Below are 17,576 nucleotides of genomic sequence, written 5' to 3' on the forward strand. Positions count from 1 at the left end.
AGGCCACTGCAAGGGCCAATGGGGACGCGGTGGATCCTTTTCCGGCCCGGTGGCGTGAACGTGCTGGTCAGGCGGCCCTGTCGGCCAGTGCCACGGGCGCCTCGTCGTCCATCTCGAACGCCATCGGGAACGGCGCGTGTCCGGCCAGACGGAACCAGCGGACCTTGCGGTGGCGGCGCAGGGCGCGGGCGGCGCGTACGGCGTCGTTGTGGAAGCGGCGGGCCATCGGGACCCGGCGGACGGCCTCGGTCAGTTCGCGGGCCGCCTCCTCTCCCCCGGGCGCCTCCCGTACCGCCTCCACCTGCTGGGACTCTTCGAACACGGCCCGCAGCGCCTGGCTCAGCTCGCTCTCGGCGACCTCCCGCTGCTCCTCCTCGGCCTGCCGGGCGGCGTGGGCGGCCTCGTACAGCACGATCGACGCCGCCGGATCCAGGACCCCGGAGGTGGCCAGCTCCTGGGCCACGGAGGCGCGGCGCAGCAGCTGTGCGTCGAGCGCGGCGCGTGCCGCGTCGATCCTGGCGTGCAGCCGGTCGAGGCGGCCTGCGGTCCAGCTCAGGTAGAGGCCGATGGCGACGAGGGCTACGAGGATCCAGATGAGAGTTGCGGTCACGGGCGGCAGACTAGCTCCGCCGGGTCAGCCGGGGTTCGTTCGGGGCGTCGGTGTTCGTTCCGGGCCTTGTCGTGGCCCTCGCCGGATTGCCTGGAGCGGCGTCGAGAGCCCCAGGCTGCTCGTCAGTCCCGCGCCAGCCCCAGCCTCGCCCGCAAACCGCTCACTCCACCCCCGGCCGCCCGTTCGTCCGCCGCCACCGCGGCCGCGCCCGCCGTCACCGTCTCGTACACCGACAGGATGTCCGCGCCGACCGTCGACCAGTCGAAGCGACGCACGTGCACGCTGCCCCGCTCCCGCAGTTCCTCGCGGCGGGCAGGGTCCTCCAGGAGGCGCACCGCGGCCTCGGCCAGGGAGTCGGCGTCCTCGTTGGTGAAGAGTTCGCCGGCCGCGCCCTGGTCGAGGACCTGGGCGAAGGCGTCGAGGTCCGAGGCGAGGACCGGGGCGCCGGCCGACATCGCCTCGACCAGGATGATCCCGAAGCTCTCGCCGCCGGTGTTGGGGGCGACGTACAGGTCGATGCTGCGCAGGAACCGGGCCTTGTCCTCGTCGCTGACCATGCCGAGGAACTCGACGCGGGAGCGGAGCTCGGCGGGGAGAGACTCCACCGCCTGCTCCTCATCGCCCCGGCCCGCCACCAGGAGCCTCGTCTGCGGGCGCGCGGCGAGGATCTTCGGCAGGGCCCCCATCAGCACCGGCAGGCCCTTGCGGGGCTCGTCGATGCGGCCGATGAAGCCGATCGTGTCGCCCTGCCACTCGGGGTTGGGCTCGGCCTTGGCGAAGAAGTCGACGTCGACGCCGTTGGGGATGACCACAGCGTCGCCGCCCAGGTGTTCCACCAGCGTGCGGCGGGCGTACTCGCTCACCGCGATCCGGGCGCTGATCTTCTCCAGGGCCGCCTGGAGGATCGAGTACGCGGCGATCATCGCCCGCGAGCGCGGGTTGGACGTGTGGAAGGTGGCGACGATGGGGCCCTGGGCCGCCCAGCAGGTCAGCAGACCGAGGGACGGCGACGTCGGCTCGTGGATGTGGATGACGTCGAACCGGCCGTCGTGCAGCCAGCGGCGTACCCGGGCCGCCGAGAGGAAGCCGAAGTTCAGCCGGGCGACCGAGCCGTTGTACGGGACCGGCACGGCACGGCCCGCCGAGACCACGTACGGCGGGAGCGGGGTGTCGTCGTCGGCGGGGGCCAGGACGGACACCTCGTGGCCGAACCGGATGAAGTACTCGGCGAGGTCGCGGATGTGGAACTGGACGCCCCCCGGCACGTCCCAGGAGTACGGGCAGACGATCCCGATCTTCACGGGCGCTCCCCGGACGGGCCGTCGGCAGGTCGTGGTTCCAGGTCGTCGAGCCACAAGCGCTGGAGCATGTGCCAGTCCTCCGGATGTTCGGCGATCCCCGAGGCGAAGGCATCGGCCAGCGCCTGTGTCATGACAGACGTCTTCTCGGCCCGGGTACCTGTCTCGGGTACCTCGATCGGGGGATGGAGGCGGCCCTTCATGACGGGTGAGTCGTCGTACCAGAGCGTGACCGGGACCAGGAGCGCCCCGGTCTGCTGGGCCAGCAGCGCGGGCCCCGCGGGCATGCGGGCCGTGGCGCCGAAGAAGTCCACCTCGACGCCCGAGGCGGACAGGTCGCGGTCGGAGACCAGGCAGACCAGGCCGCCGTCGCGCAGCCTGCGGGCCAGGGTGCCGAAGGCGGTGCCGCCGCTGTGCGGCAGGACCTCCATGCCGAGGCCCTCGCGGTAGGCGACGAAGCGGTCGTAGAGCGTCTCGGGCTTGAGGCGTTCGGCGACCGTGGTGAACGGCGTCTCGAGCTTGGTGGTGACCCACGCGCCCGCGAGGTCCCAGTTGGCCAGGTGCGGCAGGGCGAGTATCACGCCGTTGCCCGCGGCCAGGCCGTCGGTCAGGTGGTGGAGGTCCTTGGGGTCGAAGCCGCCCTTGACGCGCTCGGCGCTCCAGGCGGGAAGCCGGAAGGACTCCATCCAGTAGCGCAGGTACGAGCGCATGCCCGCGCGCGAGAGCTCGGCGAGCCTCTCCGGGCTCGCGTCAGGCACCACGCGCGCGTAGTTGCTCTCCAGCCGCTGGACGCCCTTGCCGCGCTGCTTCCAGGCGAGGTCGGCGATGGTGCGGCCGAGCCGTACGGCGACCGGCTCGGGGAGCTTCTTGACGGTGCCCCAGCCGAGGCCGTACAGCGCGTCCGTGAGCCGCTCCTGGGCACTCACTTGGCTGCCTCGCTCCCTTGAGAGGCGTTCTGCGCCTTCTCCTGCGCGGCCGCCGCCTCCGCCTCGGCCGACTCGCGGCGGACCGTGACGACCCGCTGGATCAGCGTGACGAGGCTGCCGACGGCGACGATCCACAGGGCGACGGGCAGCAGGTACTGGATGCCGGGTACCCCGAACTTGTGCAGGCCCGCGAAGCCGGCCGCGACGAGGGAGATGACCAGGCGCTCGGCGCGCTCGACGAGACCGTTGACCGCGACCGGCAGGCCGATCGATTCGCCACGGGCCTTGGTGTACGACACCACCTGGCCGCTGGCCAGGCAGAAGATCGAGACGGCGCACAGGACGAGGTCGTCGCCGCCGCCCGCGTACCAGAGGATGAAGCCACCGAAGATCGCGCCGTCGGCGACCCGGTCGAGCGTGGAGTCCAGGAAGGCGCCCCAGCGGCTGGAGCGGCCGAGCTGGCGGGCCATGTTTCCGTCGACGAGGTCGGAGAACACGAACAGCGTGATCACGACCGTGCCCCAGAAGAACTCGCCCATGGGGTAGAAGACCAGCGCGCCCGCGACCACACCGGCGGTACCGATGAGCGTGACCGTGTCGGGGCTGACGCCCCGCCGGATCAGAAACGCGGCGAACGGTGTGAGGACACGCGTGAAGAATGCACGCGCGTACTTGTTCAGCATGGCCTTCCCGAGGGTCGGTGTGGCGCCGTGCGGCCCTTGCTGGCCACCGGCTGGCCCATCGTAGCCACGCGCGCGTGCGTGCGACCGCCGGGCACTCGTACTGGGCTCGGGCAGCTCGGTCCACCACGGCCGGACGGCGCGATCGCGTCTGCCGTATGGACGCACCGTGACGGGAGTGGAAAGCTCGAAGGACCGCGGGCGTCACCGGAGCCGCCATCGCACGCGGATCCGCATGTCCGCGCCCACAGTGACCTCACCGTGCACGGGAGGCAGGATCATGGGCGACAAGGCGAACGCACACCCCGGAGCCGCCGGCAGGGCTACAGCGGCCGACCACCCCGCGTCCGTACGGAATGTGGTGCTGGTCGGCCACTCCGGATCGGGCAAGACGACTCTGGTGGAAGCTCTCGCGCTCACCGCGGGGGCGGTGAACCGGGCGGGCCGCGTGGAGGACGGCGGCACCGTCTCCGACTACGACGAGATCGAGCACCGGCAGCAACGCTCGGTGCAGCTCTCCCTGGTGCCTGTCGAATGGGACGGCATCAAGGTCAACCTTCTGGACACCCCCGGATACGCCGACTTCGTCGGGGAACTCAGGGCCGGTCTGCGAGCGGCGGACGCGGCCCTTTTCGTCGTCTCCGCCTCGGACGGCGTGGACGGCTCGACCCGCATGGTGTGGGAGGAGTGCGCGGCCGTCGGCATGCCCCGCGCGATCGTCGTCACGCACCTGGAGGCCGCGCGGGCCGACTACGAGGAGATGACGAGGATCTGCGCGGAGGCCTTCGGCGGGGACGACCCCGACGCCGTGCTCCCGCTGTATCTGCCGCTGCACGGCCCGCAGGGCCCGGACGGGCACGCGCCCGTGACCGGTCTGACCGGGCTGCTGTCGCAGAAGCTGTTCGACTACGCCTCCGGTGAGCGCAAGGAGTCCGAGCCGGGCGAGGACCAGCTGCCGGAGCTCGAGGAGGCCCGCAACCGGCTGATCGAGGGGATCATCGCGGAGAGCGAGGACGAGACCCTCATGGACCGGTATCTGGGCGGCGAGCAGGTCGACGTCAAGACGCTGATCGAGGACCTGGAGCGGGCCGTCGCGCGCGGCACGTTCTTCCCTGTCCTGGCCGCCGCTCCCGCGTCCGACGGTGGCCGGCAGGGCCTCGGCACGGTCGAGGTGCTGGAGCTGATCACGCGGGGCTTCCCGACACCGCTGGAACGCGAGGCGCCCCGGGTCACCACCGTGGACGGCAAGCCGCGCGAGCTGAAGGTGTGCGATCCGGACGGGCCGCTGGTCGCGGAGGTCGTGAAGACGGCGTCCGACCCCTACGTCGGCCGGGTGTCGATGGTGCGCGTCTTCTCCGGCACCCTGCGCCCCGACGAGACGGTGCACGTCTCCGGCCACGGCCTGGAGGACCGCGGCCACGAGGACCACGACGTCGACGAGCGGATCGGCGCCCTGTCCGCGCCCTTCGGCAAGCAGCAGCGCACGCTCACCCACTGCATCGCCGGTGACCTCGCGTGCGTGGCGAAGCTGAGCCGCGCGGAGACCGGCGACACGCTGTCCGCCAAGGACGACCCGCTCCTGATGGAGCCCTGGCAGATGCCGGACCCGCTGCTGCCGCTCGCCATCCAGGCGCACAGCAAGGCGGACGAGGACAAGCTGTCGCAGGGCCTGTCCCGGCTGGTCGCCGAGGACCCGACCATGCGGCTCGAACAGAACCAGGCCACCCACCAGGTGGTGCTGTGGGCCCTGGGCGAGGCGCACGCGGACGTCGCCCTCGAACGGCTCCGCAGCCGCTACGGCGTGCAGGTCGACGTCGTGCCGCACAGGGTCTCCCTGCGGGAGACGTTCGCGAGCAGGTCGGCGGGCCGCGGCCGGCATGTGAAGCAGTCCGGTGGGCACGGGCAGTACGCGATCTGCGAGATCGAGGTGGAGCCGCTGCCGGGCGGCTCGGGCATCGAGTTCGTCGACAAGGTCGTCGGCGGCGCGGTGCCCCGGCAGTTCATCCCGTCGGTGGAGAAGGGCGTACGGGCCCAGGCGGCCAAGGGAGTCGCGGCCGGCTACCCGCTCGTCGACATCCGGGTCACCCTGCTCGACGGCAAGGCCCACTCCGTGGACTCCTCCGATGCCGCGTTCCAGACGGCCGGCGCGCTCGCGCTGCGGGAGGCGGCGGCCGACGTGAAGATCCATCTGCTGGAGCCGGTGGCCGAGGTGGCCGTCCTCGTCGGTGACGACTACGTCGGCGCCGTGATGAGCGACCTGTCCGGGCGACGCGGCCGCGTCCTCGGCACCGAGCAGACCAGCGGTGGCCGCACCCTCATCAAGGCCGAGGTGCCCGAGATCGAGATCGGCCGGTACGCCGTCGATCTCAGGTCGCTGTCGCACGGCACCGCACGCTTCAGCCGTTCCTACGCGCGGCACGAGCCGATGCCGCCGCAGGTCGCGGAAAGGATTCGTGAAGAGACGCGCGACGCCTCGTAGTTGGCGCCGAGCGCAACCGGGCCGAGCACAACCAGGTGGCGTTTTCCGACGCCGCGGAACAGCTTTTGCGGAACGCTCCCCTCCGCGTCGGCGGGCGGCTTTGGGCCGTCCGCCGACGATTGTCGGTGGCTGGGGATACGCTGATCACTGATCAACAGGTGTGCGCAGTACGGAAGTCGGGAAAGGCCGCAGAAGCGACAGTGCGGCGATCGGGGGCGGGAATGACCGTTGAGAGCGGTTACGCGGACATCTTCGGTCCGCAGGTGCCTCGCACGGCCGGCGAGGGGCAGACGGCGACGTACGCGCTGGCCTCGGCGGCATATCGGGACAATCCGTACGAGGACATCAAGAAGGCCGACAACGAATGGAACAAGACCGACGTCAAGGCGGGCCGCAGCTGGGCGAAGCTCTTCCGCCCCAACCTGGGTGAGGCCTTCTCACGGGCCGTGGTCGACCGCATGCTCGGCAGCGGCCGCAAGCCCCTGATCCAGTCCTTCGGCACCGAACCGCAGGTCGTCGTCGAGCACTGCCTGGCCGCCAACAACATCCGCAAGGCCCGCGACCGGATGCTCAGCGCCATCATGGTGATCTGCGGCGTGCTGTTCCTGCCCGGCCTGCTGGTGTGGCTGCTGGTCTTCCAACTGCGCACCACCATCGTCAAGCGGGACGAGAAGCGGGGCGGGGCGCTCGCCTCGGCGCTGCTCGTCGCGGTGGGCGCGCTCGCCGTCATCTTCCTGCTCCGTATGCCGTTCACCGGCTTCTGGGCCTGGTACGCGCGAGCCTCGGTCCTCATGCCCGTGGTCGGCTGGTTCTGGGCCAAGCAGGTCTGCGAGCGCACCGCCAAGGACCTGCGGGAGCGGTGGGACAGTCTGCTGGCCGGCAGCAGCGTCGGCGCGAAGGTCCCGGAGGCGGTGCCGACCAGCCCCACCGAGACCCAGGCCGAGCAACTGCGCCAGTCCCTCGCCAAGTTGAGCGCCGAGCAGCAGTCCAACTCCGTGTTCTACGCCGGGCCCAAGGGGATACTCGGCATGGGCACGCGCTGGGGCAGCTGGCAGCTGGCCGAGGACCTGGTGCCGGCCGACGCGACCCGGGAGATCCACCCCTTCCGCAGCTGGGACGTCATCCGGTCGATCCATGACCAGCTGCGGATGCTGGAGCGCGGTCCGCTCAACACCGGTGGTTTTCCCAAGCCTTCGATACGGCACTGGGTCGTCACCCCGATCGCCGAGGGCGCGAAGGCGGTGTCCCGGCCGGAGGGCACGGACGTCGAGGCGTACCAGGTCAAGTCGCACGCGATACAGGACATCTGCAACAAGCAGCAGTTCGGCAGCGGTGACCGCCACTACCTGGGCGTCCAGTGGACGCTCTGGGACGGGCAGTTGATCATCACCATGCTGATCACGGTGACCGTGCTGCACGAGACATTGCGCATCGAGGTGACCGGGCACGCCCTCGGTCCGGTGAACGGCCTCTTCCAGGAGAAGCCCGAGGCGCCGACCAAGGAGGTCACCAAGTCGCTGAAGCCGTGGGAGACCCGCAAGGTGAAGCTTCCGCTGGTCAACAGCGACGAGGTCGTCCGGCTGGCGGTCCGCGCCCCGATCTCCTGGTATCCGCCGCTGCTCAACTGGCTCGGCGGGACGATCGGGCTGCCCGAGCCGTTCGGGCTGCGGCATGCCTGGGCGGATCAGCCGTGGCGGCACCGGTTCATGGCCGACGACGCGCTGCGGGCGGCCACGCCGGTGCTGCGGGTGGTGCACGCCTCGGCGATCAAGGTGCTGGAGGAGAACGGCGTGGACACCGAGAAGTTCGGTAACCGGTCGGCGTTCCTGAGTACGGCTGTGCAGGATCCGTCGCCCCGGAAGGCCGACGTCTACGACGCGTAGGCCTCCGGCGGCTGAGCCGGGTGGGGTGGGTCCGGGTGACCGTCCCTGGGGGCTGTGCCCCCGGCCCCCTTCGGCCTGACCGGCCAGGTCCTCCAACGCCGGACGGGCTGGATGATCTCGCCGTCGGCCGACACGTCACACCGTCGGCCAGACCTCCGCCAGCATCTTCCGCGTGTCCGCCAGCAGCTGCGGCAGCACCCGCGTGTGCCCCACCACGGGCATGAAGTTCGTGTCGCCGCCCCAGCGCGGGACGATGTGCTGGTGGAGGTGGGCCGCGATGCCGGCGCCGGCGACCGTGCCCTGGTTCATGCCGATGTTGAAACCGTGGGCGCCGGAGGCGGTGCGCAGGGCCGTCATCGCCTGCTTGGTCAGGGCGGCGAGCTCGACGGTCTCCGGCTCGGTGAGGTCGGTGTAGTCGGCGACGTGGCGGTAGGGCACGACCATGAGGTGGCCGCCGTTGTACGGGTAGAGGTTGAGGACCGCGTACACCTGCTCGCCGCGCTTGACGACCAGCCCGTCCTCGTCGGACTTGGCCGGGATCGAGCAGAAGGGGCAGCCGTCGTCGGCTCCGGGGCCGGTCGGCTTGTTCTCACCCTGGATGTACGCCATCCGATGGGGCGTCCACAGGCGCTGGAACGCGTCCTGGATCCCCACTCCCCACTGCTGCTCCGGCTCACTCGTCATGCGTGCAGCATATGGCTTCGTCCGTTCGTGGCGTGTCGCCGGGGCTCGCACCCGGTCGGCCCGGGCCAAGCTGGGCCGGTGGACGATGACAGTCGTTTGGCCCGCTGGCAGAAGCACGCCGAGGTTCCACTCGTCTTGGCGTCGCTGATCTTTCTCAGTTCGTACGCGGTGCGCGTGCTGGGCCATGGTCATCTGTCACAGCCCGTGCTCGATCTCTGCCTCGCGCTGACGTTCACCGCCTGGGCCATGTTCGGCGTCGACTACGCCGTGTGCTGGCGGCTCAGCGGGCAGCGGCTGGGCTTCGTACGGCGCCATCCGCTGGACACCGTGGTGCTGGTGCTGCCACTGCTGCGGCCCCTGCGGATCGTGAAGATGTACGAGACCGTCCAGCGCCGGCACGGGCGGCCCCGCCTCAGCCTGCACGCGCGTGTGATCGTCTACGCCGGGATGGCCAGCCTGCTGCTCGGCTTCACGGGTGCCCTCGCCGTCTACCAGCAGGAGCGCGGGGCGCCGGGCGCGACCATGCGGACCTTCGGGGACGCCGTGTGGTTCACCTGCTCGACCCTCGCCACGGTCGGCTACGGCGACATCACGCCCGTCACCGAGCGCGGGCGGGTGGTCGCGGTCGGGATCATGGGCGTGGGGCTCGGCCTGCTCGGCGCCGTGACCGGCACCTTCGCCTCGTGGCTGCTGCAGGTCTTCTCCGTGGAGGACGACGAAGGGCCCCCGGGAAGCTGAACTCCCCGAGGGCCCTCGACAGGCACGCGCCGTCGGCTCAGACCTGCGTCCGCTCCTCGACCACCTTCGCGATCTTCGCGATGGCCTCGTCGAACGCGATGCCGTTCTCCTGTGAGCCGTCGCGGTAGCGGAAGGAGACGGCGTTGTTGGCCATGTCCTCGTCGCCCGCGATGACCATGAAGGGCACCTTCTGCTTCTGGGCGTTGCGGATCTTCTTCTGCATACGGTCCGAGGAGGAGTCGACCTCGACGCGCAGCCCCTTCTTCTTGGCGGCCGCGGCGAACTTCTCCAGGTAGTCCACGTGCCCGTCGCCGATCGGGATGCCGATCGCCTGGACCGGGGCCAGCCACGCCGGGAAGGCGCCCGCGTAGTGCTCCAGGAGCACCGCGAAGAACCGCTCGATCGAGCCGAACAGCGCGCGGTGGATCATGACCGGGCGCTGCTTGGAGCCGTCCGCGGAGGTGTACTCCAGGTCGAAGCGCTCCGGCAGGTTGAAGTCGAGCTGGATGGTCGACATCTGCCAGGTACGGCCGATGGCGTCCTTGGTCTGGACGGAGATCTTCGGCCCGTAGAAGGCGGCGCCGCCCGGGTCCGGGACCAGGGGCAGGCCCTGCTTCTCGGCGACCTGGCGCAGCGTCTCGGTGGCCTCCTCCCAGACCTCGTCGGAGCCGACGAACTTCTCCGGGTCCTTGGTGGACAGCTCCAGGTAGAAGTCGGTCAGGCCGTAGTCGCGGAGCAGGCCGAGGACGAAGGTGAGCGTCTTGTCGAGCTCCTCCGACATCTGCTCGCGGGTGCAGTAGATGTGCGCGTCGTCCTGCGTGAACCCACGCGCGCGGGTGAGGCCGTGCACGACGCCCGACTTCTCGTACCGGTACACGGTCCCGAACTCGAAGAGGCGCAGCGGCAGTTCACGGTAGGAACGCCCGCGCGCGTCGAAGATCAGGTTGTGCATCGGGCAGTTCATGGGCTTGAGGTAGTAGTCCACGCCCTCGTCGAGCTGCATGGGCGGGTACATGCCCTCGGCGTACCAGTCCAGGTGCCCGGACGTCTCGAAGAGCTTCCCCTTCGTCGCGTGCGGGGTGTAGACGAACTCGTAGCCCTCCTCCTCGTGACGGCGGCGCGAGTAGTCCTCCATCACGCGGCGGACGACGCCGCCCTTGGGGTGGAAGACCGCGAGGCCGGAGCCGATCTGCTCCGGGATGGAGAACAGGTCGAGCTCGTTGCCCAGCTTGCGGTGGTCGCGCTTCTCGGCCTCGGCGAGGAAGTCCAGGTAGCCCTTGAGCTCGTCCTTCGACGGCCAGGCGGTGCCGTAGATGCGCTGGAGCATCGGGTTCTTCTCGCTGCCGCGCCAGTAGGCGGCCGCGTTGCGCATCAGCTTGAACGCCGGGATCGCACGGGTCGACGGCAGGTGGGGACCGCGGCAGAGGTCCTTCCAGCACAGGTCGCCGGTCTTGGCGTCCAGGTTGTCGTAGATCGTCAGCTCGCCGGCGCCGACCTCGACGTCCGCGCCGTCGTCGGAGGACGCGGAGCCCTTGAGGCCGATCAGCTCCAGCTTGTAGGGCTCGGCGGCGAGCTCCTCGCGGGCGGCCTCGTCGGTGACGACGCGGCGGGCGAACTTCTGCCCGCGCTTCTGGATCTCCTGCATCTTCTTCTCGATGGCCTTGAGATCCTCGGGCGTGAACGGCTTCTCGACGTCGAAGTCGTAGTAGAAGCCGTCCTTGACCGGCGGGCCGATGCCCAGCTTCGCCTCGGGGAAGAGCTCCTGCACGGCCTGCGCCATGACATGCGCGGTGGAGTGGCGCAGGATGTTCAGACCGTCCTCGGAGGAAATCTCGACGCCCTCGACCTCCTCGCCGTCGGCGAGCACGTACGACAGATCCCTGAGCTCACCGCCCACGCGCGCGGCGATGATCGAGCGCTCGCCGGCGAAGAGGTCGGCGGCCGTGGTGCCCGTCGTCACCACGCGCTCTTCCCGCTCGGAATCGCGTTGGATGATCACACGGACGTCTGACACCGGTCTCTCCTGACTGAAGGTGGATCGCGGCGCCATACCAGGAGCGCGCGCATTACGCGATCGTACCGACCCCGGACGGCCGACCGCGAAACGGTCACGCAGCACGCCGCTCCCCCGGGCCGACCAGCCCACCCCAACGCCGAGCGGGAGCCCACCAGCCTGTGCTGCCCCCACGACACCGGCATGTGGCGCCCCGTAGGCGACCGAGCCGGACATTCGGCACACCAGCCGCAAGGCCTCGCCCTGCAACCGTGCCCCGCCGACCCGTCGCCACCCCGGCCCGTTCGGTCCCGGCCCCCCCTTCAGTCCTCCCCGTCCTCCCCGCCGCAAGCCCCCTCGAAGAAGTCCAGGTCCTCCTGCAGCGACTTCATCAGCCGGTCCCGCTCGGCCTCGTCCACCTGCACCGGTACGACGCCGGAGGCCCCGCTGAGCTTGCGGAACCCGCCCCGGCTCTCCAGCCGCCCGTGCACCCGCACCGGCAGCCCGACGAGGTGGGCGTGACCGGCTATGCGGTACGCCTCCTCGTCCAGCGTCAGCCGGACGTGCGGCACCTCGGCGCCCGCGATCACGCGCAGCCGTACGGTGCCCTCCCCCCGCGGCCCCGACCTGCGCATCCGTACGACCGCACCGGTGAGCCTGACCGGCACGGACGGCTCCTCGCGCAGATAGCGGGCCCCGGCCTCACGCAGCACGGGCAGGTCGCCCGGCGAGAACTCGACGGGCTCGACACCGGCCGCGCAGTCCCCGGGCACCCCGGCGGCGGGCGCCCACTCGACGGCGATGCGCGCACCCTCCGTGCCGCGCACGAGGGCGATCAGGGCCTCGGTGAGCTCGCGGCTGACGCCCGCCTCGACGGCGCCGTCGAAGGCGTCCATGCCGCCGGTGGCCCGCTGGTAGTCGATGGCCTCGCGGGCGGCGTAGAGCGCCTGGTGGAGGCGTACGGCAAGCGGGCGCCCCGTGCCGACGGGCACGAAGGCGGTGAGGCCGCGTCCGCCCGCCGCGGAGCCGACGAGCACGCTCTCCAGCATCGTGGCGGCCGAGCGGCGGTGCCGGGCGCCGTAGTAGCCGGCACGCGCGCGCGTGGCGAGTGCCGCGGCGAGGAGCATCTGGCGCGCGGCGGTGCGCAGTTCCTCCTCGATGTTCCAGGGCACTGCCCCGACCGGCCCGCTCGGGGCGTCCCGCCACCAGCGGACCTCGTCGCTGGGCACGGCGAGCCCGACCAGCACCTCGCGCGCGGAGGGCATGCCGCTGCGGGACAGGGCGACGAGCGCCTCGCCGAGCAGGTCGTCGCTGTCGGGGAAGGCGCGGGACTCGGGGACGAGCAGGCTCGTACCGCCGCCGCCCGGCCCCGGCGGGGTCCAGCGGCCGTAGCGCCCCGCCGCTCCCCCGCGCCGCTGCCAGCCGTGCCGGTGCAGCAGGGCGCTGAGCACGGCGGGGTCGACCTCGCCGGGCTCGGGGGGACGGCCCCAGGACGCGTCGACCGGGTGCGGCCGTACGGGACGTACCGGCTCCTCCAGGGGGCGATGCGTCACGGTTTTCCTCCCGTCCCGACCCGCGTCATGATCTCGCAGAGCGCCCGGTCGTCGAAGATGCGTGAGGTCGGTATCCGCACGGTGGTGCGGCGCCGCCCGGTGATCGGGTGTCCGGCCAGGTTGACCCAGTAGCAGCAGTGCCGCAGGTCGAGCCGGTCGTGGCCGGCCCGCAGCCACTGCTCCTGGGAGCGCGGAACGATCATCACGACCAGGATCTTGTGCACCGAGACCGGGGTGCGGGCGAGCTTCGCCAGGTGGTCGTTGTCGAGCGTGAACGAGAAGAAGCGGCCGGGCGGGTTCGGTGCGAGCTGGTACGTCGCCTTGAGCTGGACCTTGATGGTGACCTCGTCGTCGACCGTGTGGCCGGGCGCGCTGTGGCTCACGTGCCAGTCGATGCCGTTGTCCGGAAAGGGCTGCGACAGCGAGCATCCGGACGCCGCCGCGACGGCGTGCAGATAGCCCACCTGCAGTGTCTCCATGCAGGCGGTAGTGGCGAGTGAACCGCGATGGGGGCCCGTGCGTTCGGGCAGCAGCCCGCCCCGCTCGGGCTGCGCTATCGCCATGACGAACAGCCTTCCACGCCAGATGAATCCCCGTACCGGGCCGCTGAACTGCAAAGACCCGCACTCCTGTTGTGTCCTTCCGGCGTACGGCGCAAACGGCCCGGGTATCACCAAACGGGCAGAAGACGGTACGTCAGCTGCCGTGGGTGAACGAGGGGTTGTGTGGATATGGCGTGCTGGTATGAGGGCCCGCTGGCGGCATTCGACACGGAGACGACAGGCGTGGACGTCGAGACCGACCGGATCGTTTCGGCGGCCGTCGTCGTCCAGGACGCTCCGGGGAGCCGGCCGCGGGCGACACGGTGGCTGGTGAACCCGGGTGTGCCGGTGCCGGAGGCGGCGACGGCGGTGCACGGACTGACGGAGGAACATCTTCAGCGCAACGGCCGCTGGCCTGCGCCGGTGATGCAGGAGATAGTCGAGGAGCTGGCCGCACAGACGGCGGTGGGCCGGCCGATCGTGGTGATGAACGCGCCGTTCGATCTGACGCTGCTGGACCGCGAGTTGCGGCGCCATCGGGCGTCGTCCCTGGACCACTGGTTCGAGACGACACCCATGCTGGTGCTCGATCCACGCGTCCTGGACAAGCACCTGGACCGCTACCGCAAAGGTCGCCGCACCCTGACCGACCTGTGCGCGCACTACGGCGTCACGCTGGACGGCGCGCATGACGCGGGGGCGGACGCACTGGCCTCGCTGGAGGTCGTCCGGGCGGTGGGCCGCCGTTTCGCCGCGCGCCTGGAGCGCCTGTCCCCCGCCGAACTGCACACGCTCCAGGCGGTGTGGCACGCGGCACAGGCGCGCGGCCTGCAGGCGTGGTTCGCCCGCAGCGGCAGCGAGGAGGCGGTGGACCCGGCGTGGCCCCTGCGTCCGGACCTGCCGGCGGCGGCATGAGGAAAAGAGTCCGCCACGACACAAAAAGACCGGTCCGCTACTGCGGACCGGCCTTTCCCGGTGGGCGATACTGGGTTCGAACCAGTGACCTCTTCGGTGTGAACGAAGCGCTCTCCCACTGAGCTAATCGCCCGGGAACGGACTGAACAATACAGGTCCCCGCGCGTTTCCTTCAAACCGCTTGATGGCCGTCCTTCAATCCCCTTGAGGGCCGTCCTTCAATCCGCTTGATGGCCGCTTCGTCGGCCGCCGGCCAAGTACGCCATCAGTCCGCGTCGTCCGGCGCGCATCATCAGCCAGTGGTTGGCCCGGAAGACCGGCCGCCCCGGCACGGCGAACCGCCGCAGCAGCGGCTTGTTCACGTCGACGACCTGGTCGTAGCGGGCCAGACTGCCGCCGCCGCGCGGAGTGACCGTCCAACGCGCCCAGCCGTCGATGTCACCGGACATGGCGATCTCCAGCACGCCGCCCTCCCGGTCCCTGCGCACCTCGCGTGCGGTGAAGACCATGTCGTACGGCAGGACGGAGCGGATCGTGATCACGCCGGTGGTGTCACTGAGCTTGGTCACCTCGCGCACCTGCGGCCACCAGCGGGGGTAGTCCTCCGCCTGCTCCAGCAGGTCGTAGACGGCGGCGGGAGGCGCGGGCAGCACCCACAGGCTGCGGAAGCGGTAGTGGCTCCAGTCCATGGGCCGAGTCTGCCCCCGATCGGGGGGTTCGCGCGGTACCTGAGTACGTTCTGAGTACGCGCACTCATGCCGTACGACGTGACGCGGCCCACACTCCAAACATGACGCACTTTCCGCCACCGGCCGAGGAGTTGCGGCTCCTCGACCTTGAGCTGCGCCAACTGGACGCCCGCCGGGCCCAGTTGCTGCACCGCCGAGCCTGGCTGGTCACCGCGCTGCAAGCAGCGGCCCGGCCGGTCCCGGCGCCGGGCACACCGCCCCGCCCCGAGGCCTCGGCACCCCGGGTCCAGAACGTCCTGCTGATGCTCGGCGCCGTCCTGCTCACCATCGCCGCGATGGCGTTCACGCTGGTCAGCTGGGGACACCTGGGGATCGCCGGGCGCGCCCTGGTGCTCGGCGGTGTCACGGTGGCGGTGCTCGCCGCGCCGGTGCCGCTGCTGAAGCGCGGGCTGCGCTCGACGGCCGAGTCGGTGGCGGGGATCGGGCTCGCGCTGACCGTGCTCGACGCGTACGCGTTGCGCCAGGTCACGTCGCTCGACATGGACGCCACCGGCTATGTCGCGGCCGCTTCGGCCGTACTGGCCGCCCTGTGGACGGCGTACGGCCTGCTGCCGCGCACCTCCGAGCTGCGTCTGCCCCTGCCCGCCGCACTGGCCGCCGCCCAACTCCCCCTCGCCCTGTGGGCGGTGGCGGCCGACGCGGGCCTGTACGGGATCACGGCCGCCGTGCTCGTGACGGCCGGGTTCGACACGGGTGTGGCGCTCCGGGTGCCCACGAGGTCCATACGGATCACCGCCGTGGTCGGTGCGTACGGCCTGGGCGCCTGGGGTGTGTGGGCCGCCGGCTGGCTGTCCTGGACGGCCACCGGCCCGAGCGCCGCCGCCCGTGCGGCGGCGCTCCTCCTCTTCGCCGCGGGCGTCGCCCTGACGGCGGCCCGGCGGGAGGCCGCCGGGAAGCAGGCGGTCGGCCTCACCGTCGCCGCCGGCCTCCTCACGGTCGCCGCGCTCGGCGGCACGGCCCGGTCCGTGCTGCCGGACGCCTGGACGGTTCCGGCGTATCTGGCGTGCGGGATCGCGCTGCTCGCGGCGGTACGGATGGACCGGCTGCCGGAGGCGGTACGGCTCGGGCTCGCCCGGGCTTCCGCCGCCGTACAGGGGCTTGCCCTGGTGTGGACGTTGCCCGCGGTCGCGATCGCGCTGCTGGGCCCGGTCACGTGGGCGGAGCAGGTATGGTCCGGGGCGCCCGGCGACCTGCGTGCGGCGGTGGCGGCGGGTGCGCCGTGGCCGCCGGACGCCCGGACGGTGCCCGTCGTCCTGGCCGCCGTCGCCGTCGTGCTGCTCCTCGCGGTGCGCGACACGGTCTGGCGGCCCCGGGCCCTGACCGGTGTGCTGGTACTGGCGTGGGCGACGGCGCTGGTTCTGCCGGTGGTGCTCGAAGTCCCGTACGTCGTAGGCCTGGTGGCGTTCGGGATCACGACCGCGGGAGCCCTCGCGGCGGCCGCGTGGATCCGGCCCTCTGAGCGCCCGCGGACGGCGGCGGAGGAGCCCTCGGCAACCGCCACGGCGGTACCCACCGCCGTCGGCTTCCCGGCTCCCGGCCCGGCCGCCCTGGTCCTCGCCGTCCTCACCTCCCTCAGCCTCGCCTTCCTCTCCCTGACCACGGAGCCGGCCACCCTCGCCGTGCTCTCGGCGCTGACGGCACTCTTCACGGCGGCTTCCTGGAGGCCGCACCTCGCCCCGGTCACGGCCCCGACCGCACTCGCGTACGCCGCCCTGCTCGCCTGCGCGACGGGTGCCGCGGCGGGCTGGGAGCCGCAGTACACCGCCCTGCTGGTCCTGGCGGTCCCGGTCGCGGCGGCTGTGCTCGCGGCACGGCTCGGTGACGCCCGGACGACGGTCCCGGTCGAGGTGACGGGCGCGATCGCGGCCCTGCTCGCGGTCGCACTGGCCGCGGTCTCGGCCGACCTGCCGGTGATCGCCCTGGTCCTGGCGCTCTGCGGTGTGATCACCGCCGGTACGGCGATCCGCCCCGACCGCCGCCCTGTCGCCTACGCCTCCGCCGCGCTCTTCGTCCTGGCCACCTGGATACGCCTGGCGGCCTGGGACATCGGGACGCCCGAGGCCTACACACTGCCGGTCACCGTCCCGGCCCTGCTCGTGGGCGCCCTGCGCAGGCGCCGCGATCCGGAGACCTCGTCCTGGACGGCGTACGGCCCCGGACTCGCCGCCACCCTCGTGCCGAGCCTCCTGGCGGCCTGGGGCGACCCGGACTGGACACGCCCGCTGCTGCTGGGCCTCGCCGCCCTGTCGGTCACCCTGCTGGGCGCCGGGCACCACCTCCAGGCGCCGCTGCTGCTCGGCGGCACGGTGCTCACCCTGGACGCGCTGCACGAACTCGCCCCGTACATCGCCCAGGTGACCGAGGCACTCCCGCGCTGGGTGCCTCCCGCCCTGGCCGGCCTGCTGCTGCTCGCACTCGGAGCGACGTACGAGCAGCGTCTGAGGGACGCCCGAAAGATGCGGGACTTCTTGGGGAACATGCACTGAGGCGCCCCTGAAAGGGGCGCGGGGCTGTATCGATATGCGG

At 71.5% G+C, this 17,576-nt stretch carries 14 protein-coding genes and 1 tRNA gene; 5 read left to right on the forward strand and 10 right to left on the reverse strand.

Annotation, left to right across the window (positions count from 1 at the left end):
• Nucleotides 1-67: 67 nt before the first annotated feature.
• The 4 genes from EJ357_RS08395 to pgsA all read right to left on the reverse strand — a co-directional run bounded on the left by EJ357_RS08395 (nucleotide 68) and on the right by pgsA (nucleotide 3,517).
• Entirely contained in the window at nucleotides 68-610 is a 543-nt protein-coding gene (locus EJ357_RS08395; protein ID WP_126390173.1) for a LemA family protein, read from the reverse strand.
• Nucleotides 611-732: 122 nt separating this feature from the next.
• Entirely contained in the window at nucleotides 733-1,911 is a 1,179-nt protein-coding gene (locus EJ357_RS08400; protein ID WP_126390175.1) for a glycosyltransferase family 4 protein, read from the reverse strand.
• Nucleotides 1,908-2,834 carry a phosphatidylinositol mannoside acyltransferase gene (locus EJ357_RS08405; protein WP_126390177.1) on the reverse strand — a complete coding sequence of 309 codons (927 nt, stop codon included), beginning with the start codon at nucleotides 2,832-2,834 and terminating at the stop codon, nucleotides 1,908-1,910. Before EJ357_RS08405 ends, EJ357_RS08400 begins: the two co-directional genes overlap by 4 nt.
• Nucleotides 2,831-3,517, reverse strand: coding sequence for a phosphatidylinositol phosphate synthase (gene pgsA / locus EJ357_RS08410; RefSeq protein ID WP_126390178.1), 687 nt, complete (start codon nucleotides 3,515-3,517; stop codon nucleotides 2,831-2,833). The genes EJ357_RS08405 and pgsA overlap by 4 nt, the downstream gene beginning before the upstream one ends.
• A gap of 277 nt (nucleotides 3,518-3,794) precedes the next feature.
• Here pgsA and EJ357_RS08415 point away from each other — a divergent pair, with 277 nt between their 5' ends.
• Together EJ357_RS08415 and EJ357_RS08420 are read left to right on the forward strand one after the other, a co-directional pair.
• On the forward strand, nucleotides 3,795-5,993 hold the full coding sequence (locus EJ357_RS08415; RefSeq protein ID WP_126390180.1) for an elongation factor G-like protein EF-G2: 2,199 nt from the start codon (nucleotides 3,795-3,797) through the stop codon (nucleotides 5,991-5,993).
• A 221-nt stretch (nucleotides 5,994-6,214) separates the two neighbouring features.
• A complete protein-coding gene (locus EJ357_RS08420; protein WP_126390182.1) occupies nucleotides 6,215-7,876 on the forward strand; it encodes a hypothetical protein in 1,662 nt (553 codons plus the stop codon).
• A 135-nt stretch (nucleotides 7,877-8,011) separates the two neighbouring features.
• Here the strand turns inward: EJ357_RS08420 and EJ357_RS08425 are convergent, their stop codons facing one another.
• Nucleotides 8,012-8,560 carry an HIT family protein gene (locus EJ357_RS08425; protein ID WP_126390183.1) on the reverse strand — a complete coding sequence of 183 codons (549 nt, stop codon included), beginning with the start codon at nucleotides 8,558-8,560 and terminating at the stop codon, nucleotides 8,012-8,014.
• Nucleotides 8,561-8,638: 78 nt separating this feature from the next.
• Between EJ357_RS08425 and EJ357_RS08430 the strand changes: the two genes are divergently transcribed.
• Complete coding sequence (locus EJ357_RS08430) at nucleotides 8,639-9,298, forward strand: potassium channel family protein (protein ID WP_126390185.1); 660 nt, start codon at nucleotides 8,639-8,641, stop codon at nucleotides 9,296-9,298.
• 37 nt (nucleotides 9,299-9,335) lie between these two features.
• Here the strand turns inward: EJ357_RS08430 and thrS are convergent, their stop codons facing one another.
• From thrS to EJ357_RS08445, 3 genes are all read right to left on the reverse strand, one after another.
• Entirely contained in the window at nucleotides 9,336-11,312 is a 1,977-nt protein-coding gene (gene thrS, locus EJ357_RS08435) for a threonine--tRNA ligase (protein WP_126390187.1), read from the reverse strand.
• A 302-nt stretch (nucleotides 11,313-11,614) separates the two neighbouring features.
• Nucleotides 11,615-12,844: a hypothetical protein gene (locus EJ357_RS08440; RefSeq protein WP_126390189.1), complete on the reverse strand. Its 1,230-nt coding sequence runs from the start codon at nucleotides 12,842-12,844 to the stop codon at nucleotides 11,615-11,617.
• A complete protein-coding gene (locus EJ357_RS08445; protein ID WP_126390191.1) occupies nucleotides 12,841-13,407 on the reverse strand; it encodes a DUF4365 domain-containing protein in 567 nt (188 codons plus the stop codon). The genes EJ357_RS08440 and EJ357_RS08445 overlap by 4 nt, the downstream gene beginning before the upstream one ends.
• A gap of 168 nt (nucleotides 13,408-13,575) precedes the next feature.
• Between EJ357_RS08445 and EJ357_RS08450 the strand changes: the two genes are divergently transcribed.
• Nucleotides 13,576-14,301, forward strand: coding sequence for a 3'-5' exonuclease (locus EJ357_RS08450; protein WP_126390193.1), 726 nt, complete (start codon nucleotides 13,576-13,578; stop codon nucleotides 14,299-14,301).
• A gap of 61 nt (nucleotides 14,302-14,362) precedes the next feature.
• Here the strand turns inward: EJ357_RS08450 and EJ357_RS08455 are convergent.
• A tRNA-Val gene (locus EJ357_RS08455) sits at nucleotides 14,363-14,434 on the reverse strand.
• A gap of 85 nt (nucleotides 14,435-14,519) precedes the next feature.
• Nucleotides 14,520-14,990 carry an SRPBCC family protein gene (locus EJ357_RS08460; protein WP_126390194.1) on the reverse strand — a complete coding sequence of 157 codons (471 nt, stop codon included), beginning with the start codon at nucleotides 14,988-14,990 and terminating at the stop codon, nucleotides 14,520-14,522.
• A 101-nt stretch (nucleotides 14,991-15,091) separates the two neighbouring features.
• Here EJ357_RS08460 and EJ357_RS08465 point away from each other — a divergent pair, with 101 nt between their 5' ends.
• Nucleotides 15,092-17,536, forward strand: a complete 2,445-nt coding sequence (locus tag EJ357_RS08465) for an SCO7613 C-terminal domain-containing membrane protein (protein ID WP_126390196.1) — start codon at nucleotides 15,092-15,094, stop codon at nucleotides 17,534-17,536.
• The last annotated feature ends 40 nt before the right edge of the window (nucleotides 17,537-17,576 follow it).

Origin of the sequence: Streptomyces cyaneochromogenes, assembly GCF_003963535.1 — a bacterium.
GTDB lineage: Bacteria > Actinomycetota > Actinomycetes > Streptomycetales > Streptomycetaceae > Streptomyces > Streptomyces shaanxiensis.

Coding starts and splice junctions, on each gene's coding strand:
- EJ357_RS08465 (WP_126390196.1), top strand. CDS start 15,092: ATGACGCACTTTCCGCCACCGGCCGAGGAGTTGCGGCTCCTCGACCTT.
- EJ357_RS08445 (WP_126390191.1), bottom strand. CDS start 13,407: ATGGCGATAGCGCAGCCCGAGCGGGGCGGGCTGCTGCCCGAACGCACG.
- EJ357_RS08425 (WP_126390183.1), bottom strand. CDS start 8,560: ATGACGAGTGAGCCGGAGCAGCAGTGGGGAGTGGGGATCCAGGACGCG.
- EJ357_RS08420 (WP_126390182.1), top strand. CDS start 6,215: ATGACCGTTGAGAGCGGTTACGCGGACATCTTCGGTCCGCAGGTGCCT.
- EJ357_RS08450 (WP_126390193.1), top strand. CDS start 13,576: ATGGCGTGCTGGTATGAGGGCCCGCTGGCGGCATTCGACACGGAGACG.
- EJ357_RS08460 (WP_126390194.1), bottom strand. CDS start 14,990: ATGGACTGGAGCCACTACCGCTTCCGCAGCCTGTGGGTGCTGCCCGCG.
- pgsA (WP_126390178.1), bottom strand. CDS start 3,517: ATGCTGAACAAGTACGCGCGTGCATTCTTCACGCGTGTCCTCACACCG.
- EJ357_RS08415 (WP_126390180.1), top strand. CDS start 3,795: ATGGGCGACAAGGCGAACGCACACCCCGGAGCCGCCGGCAGGGCTACA.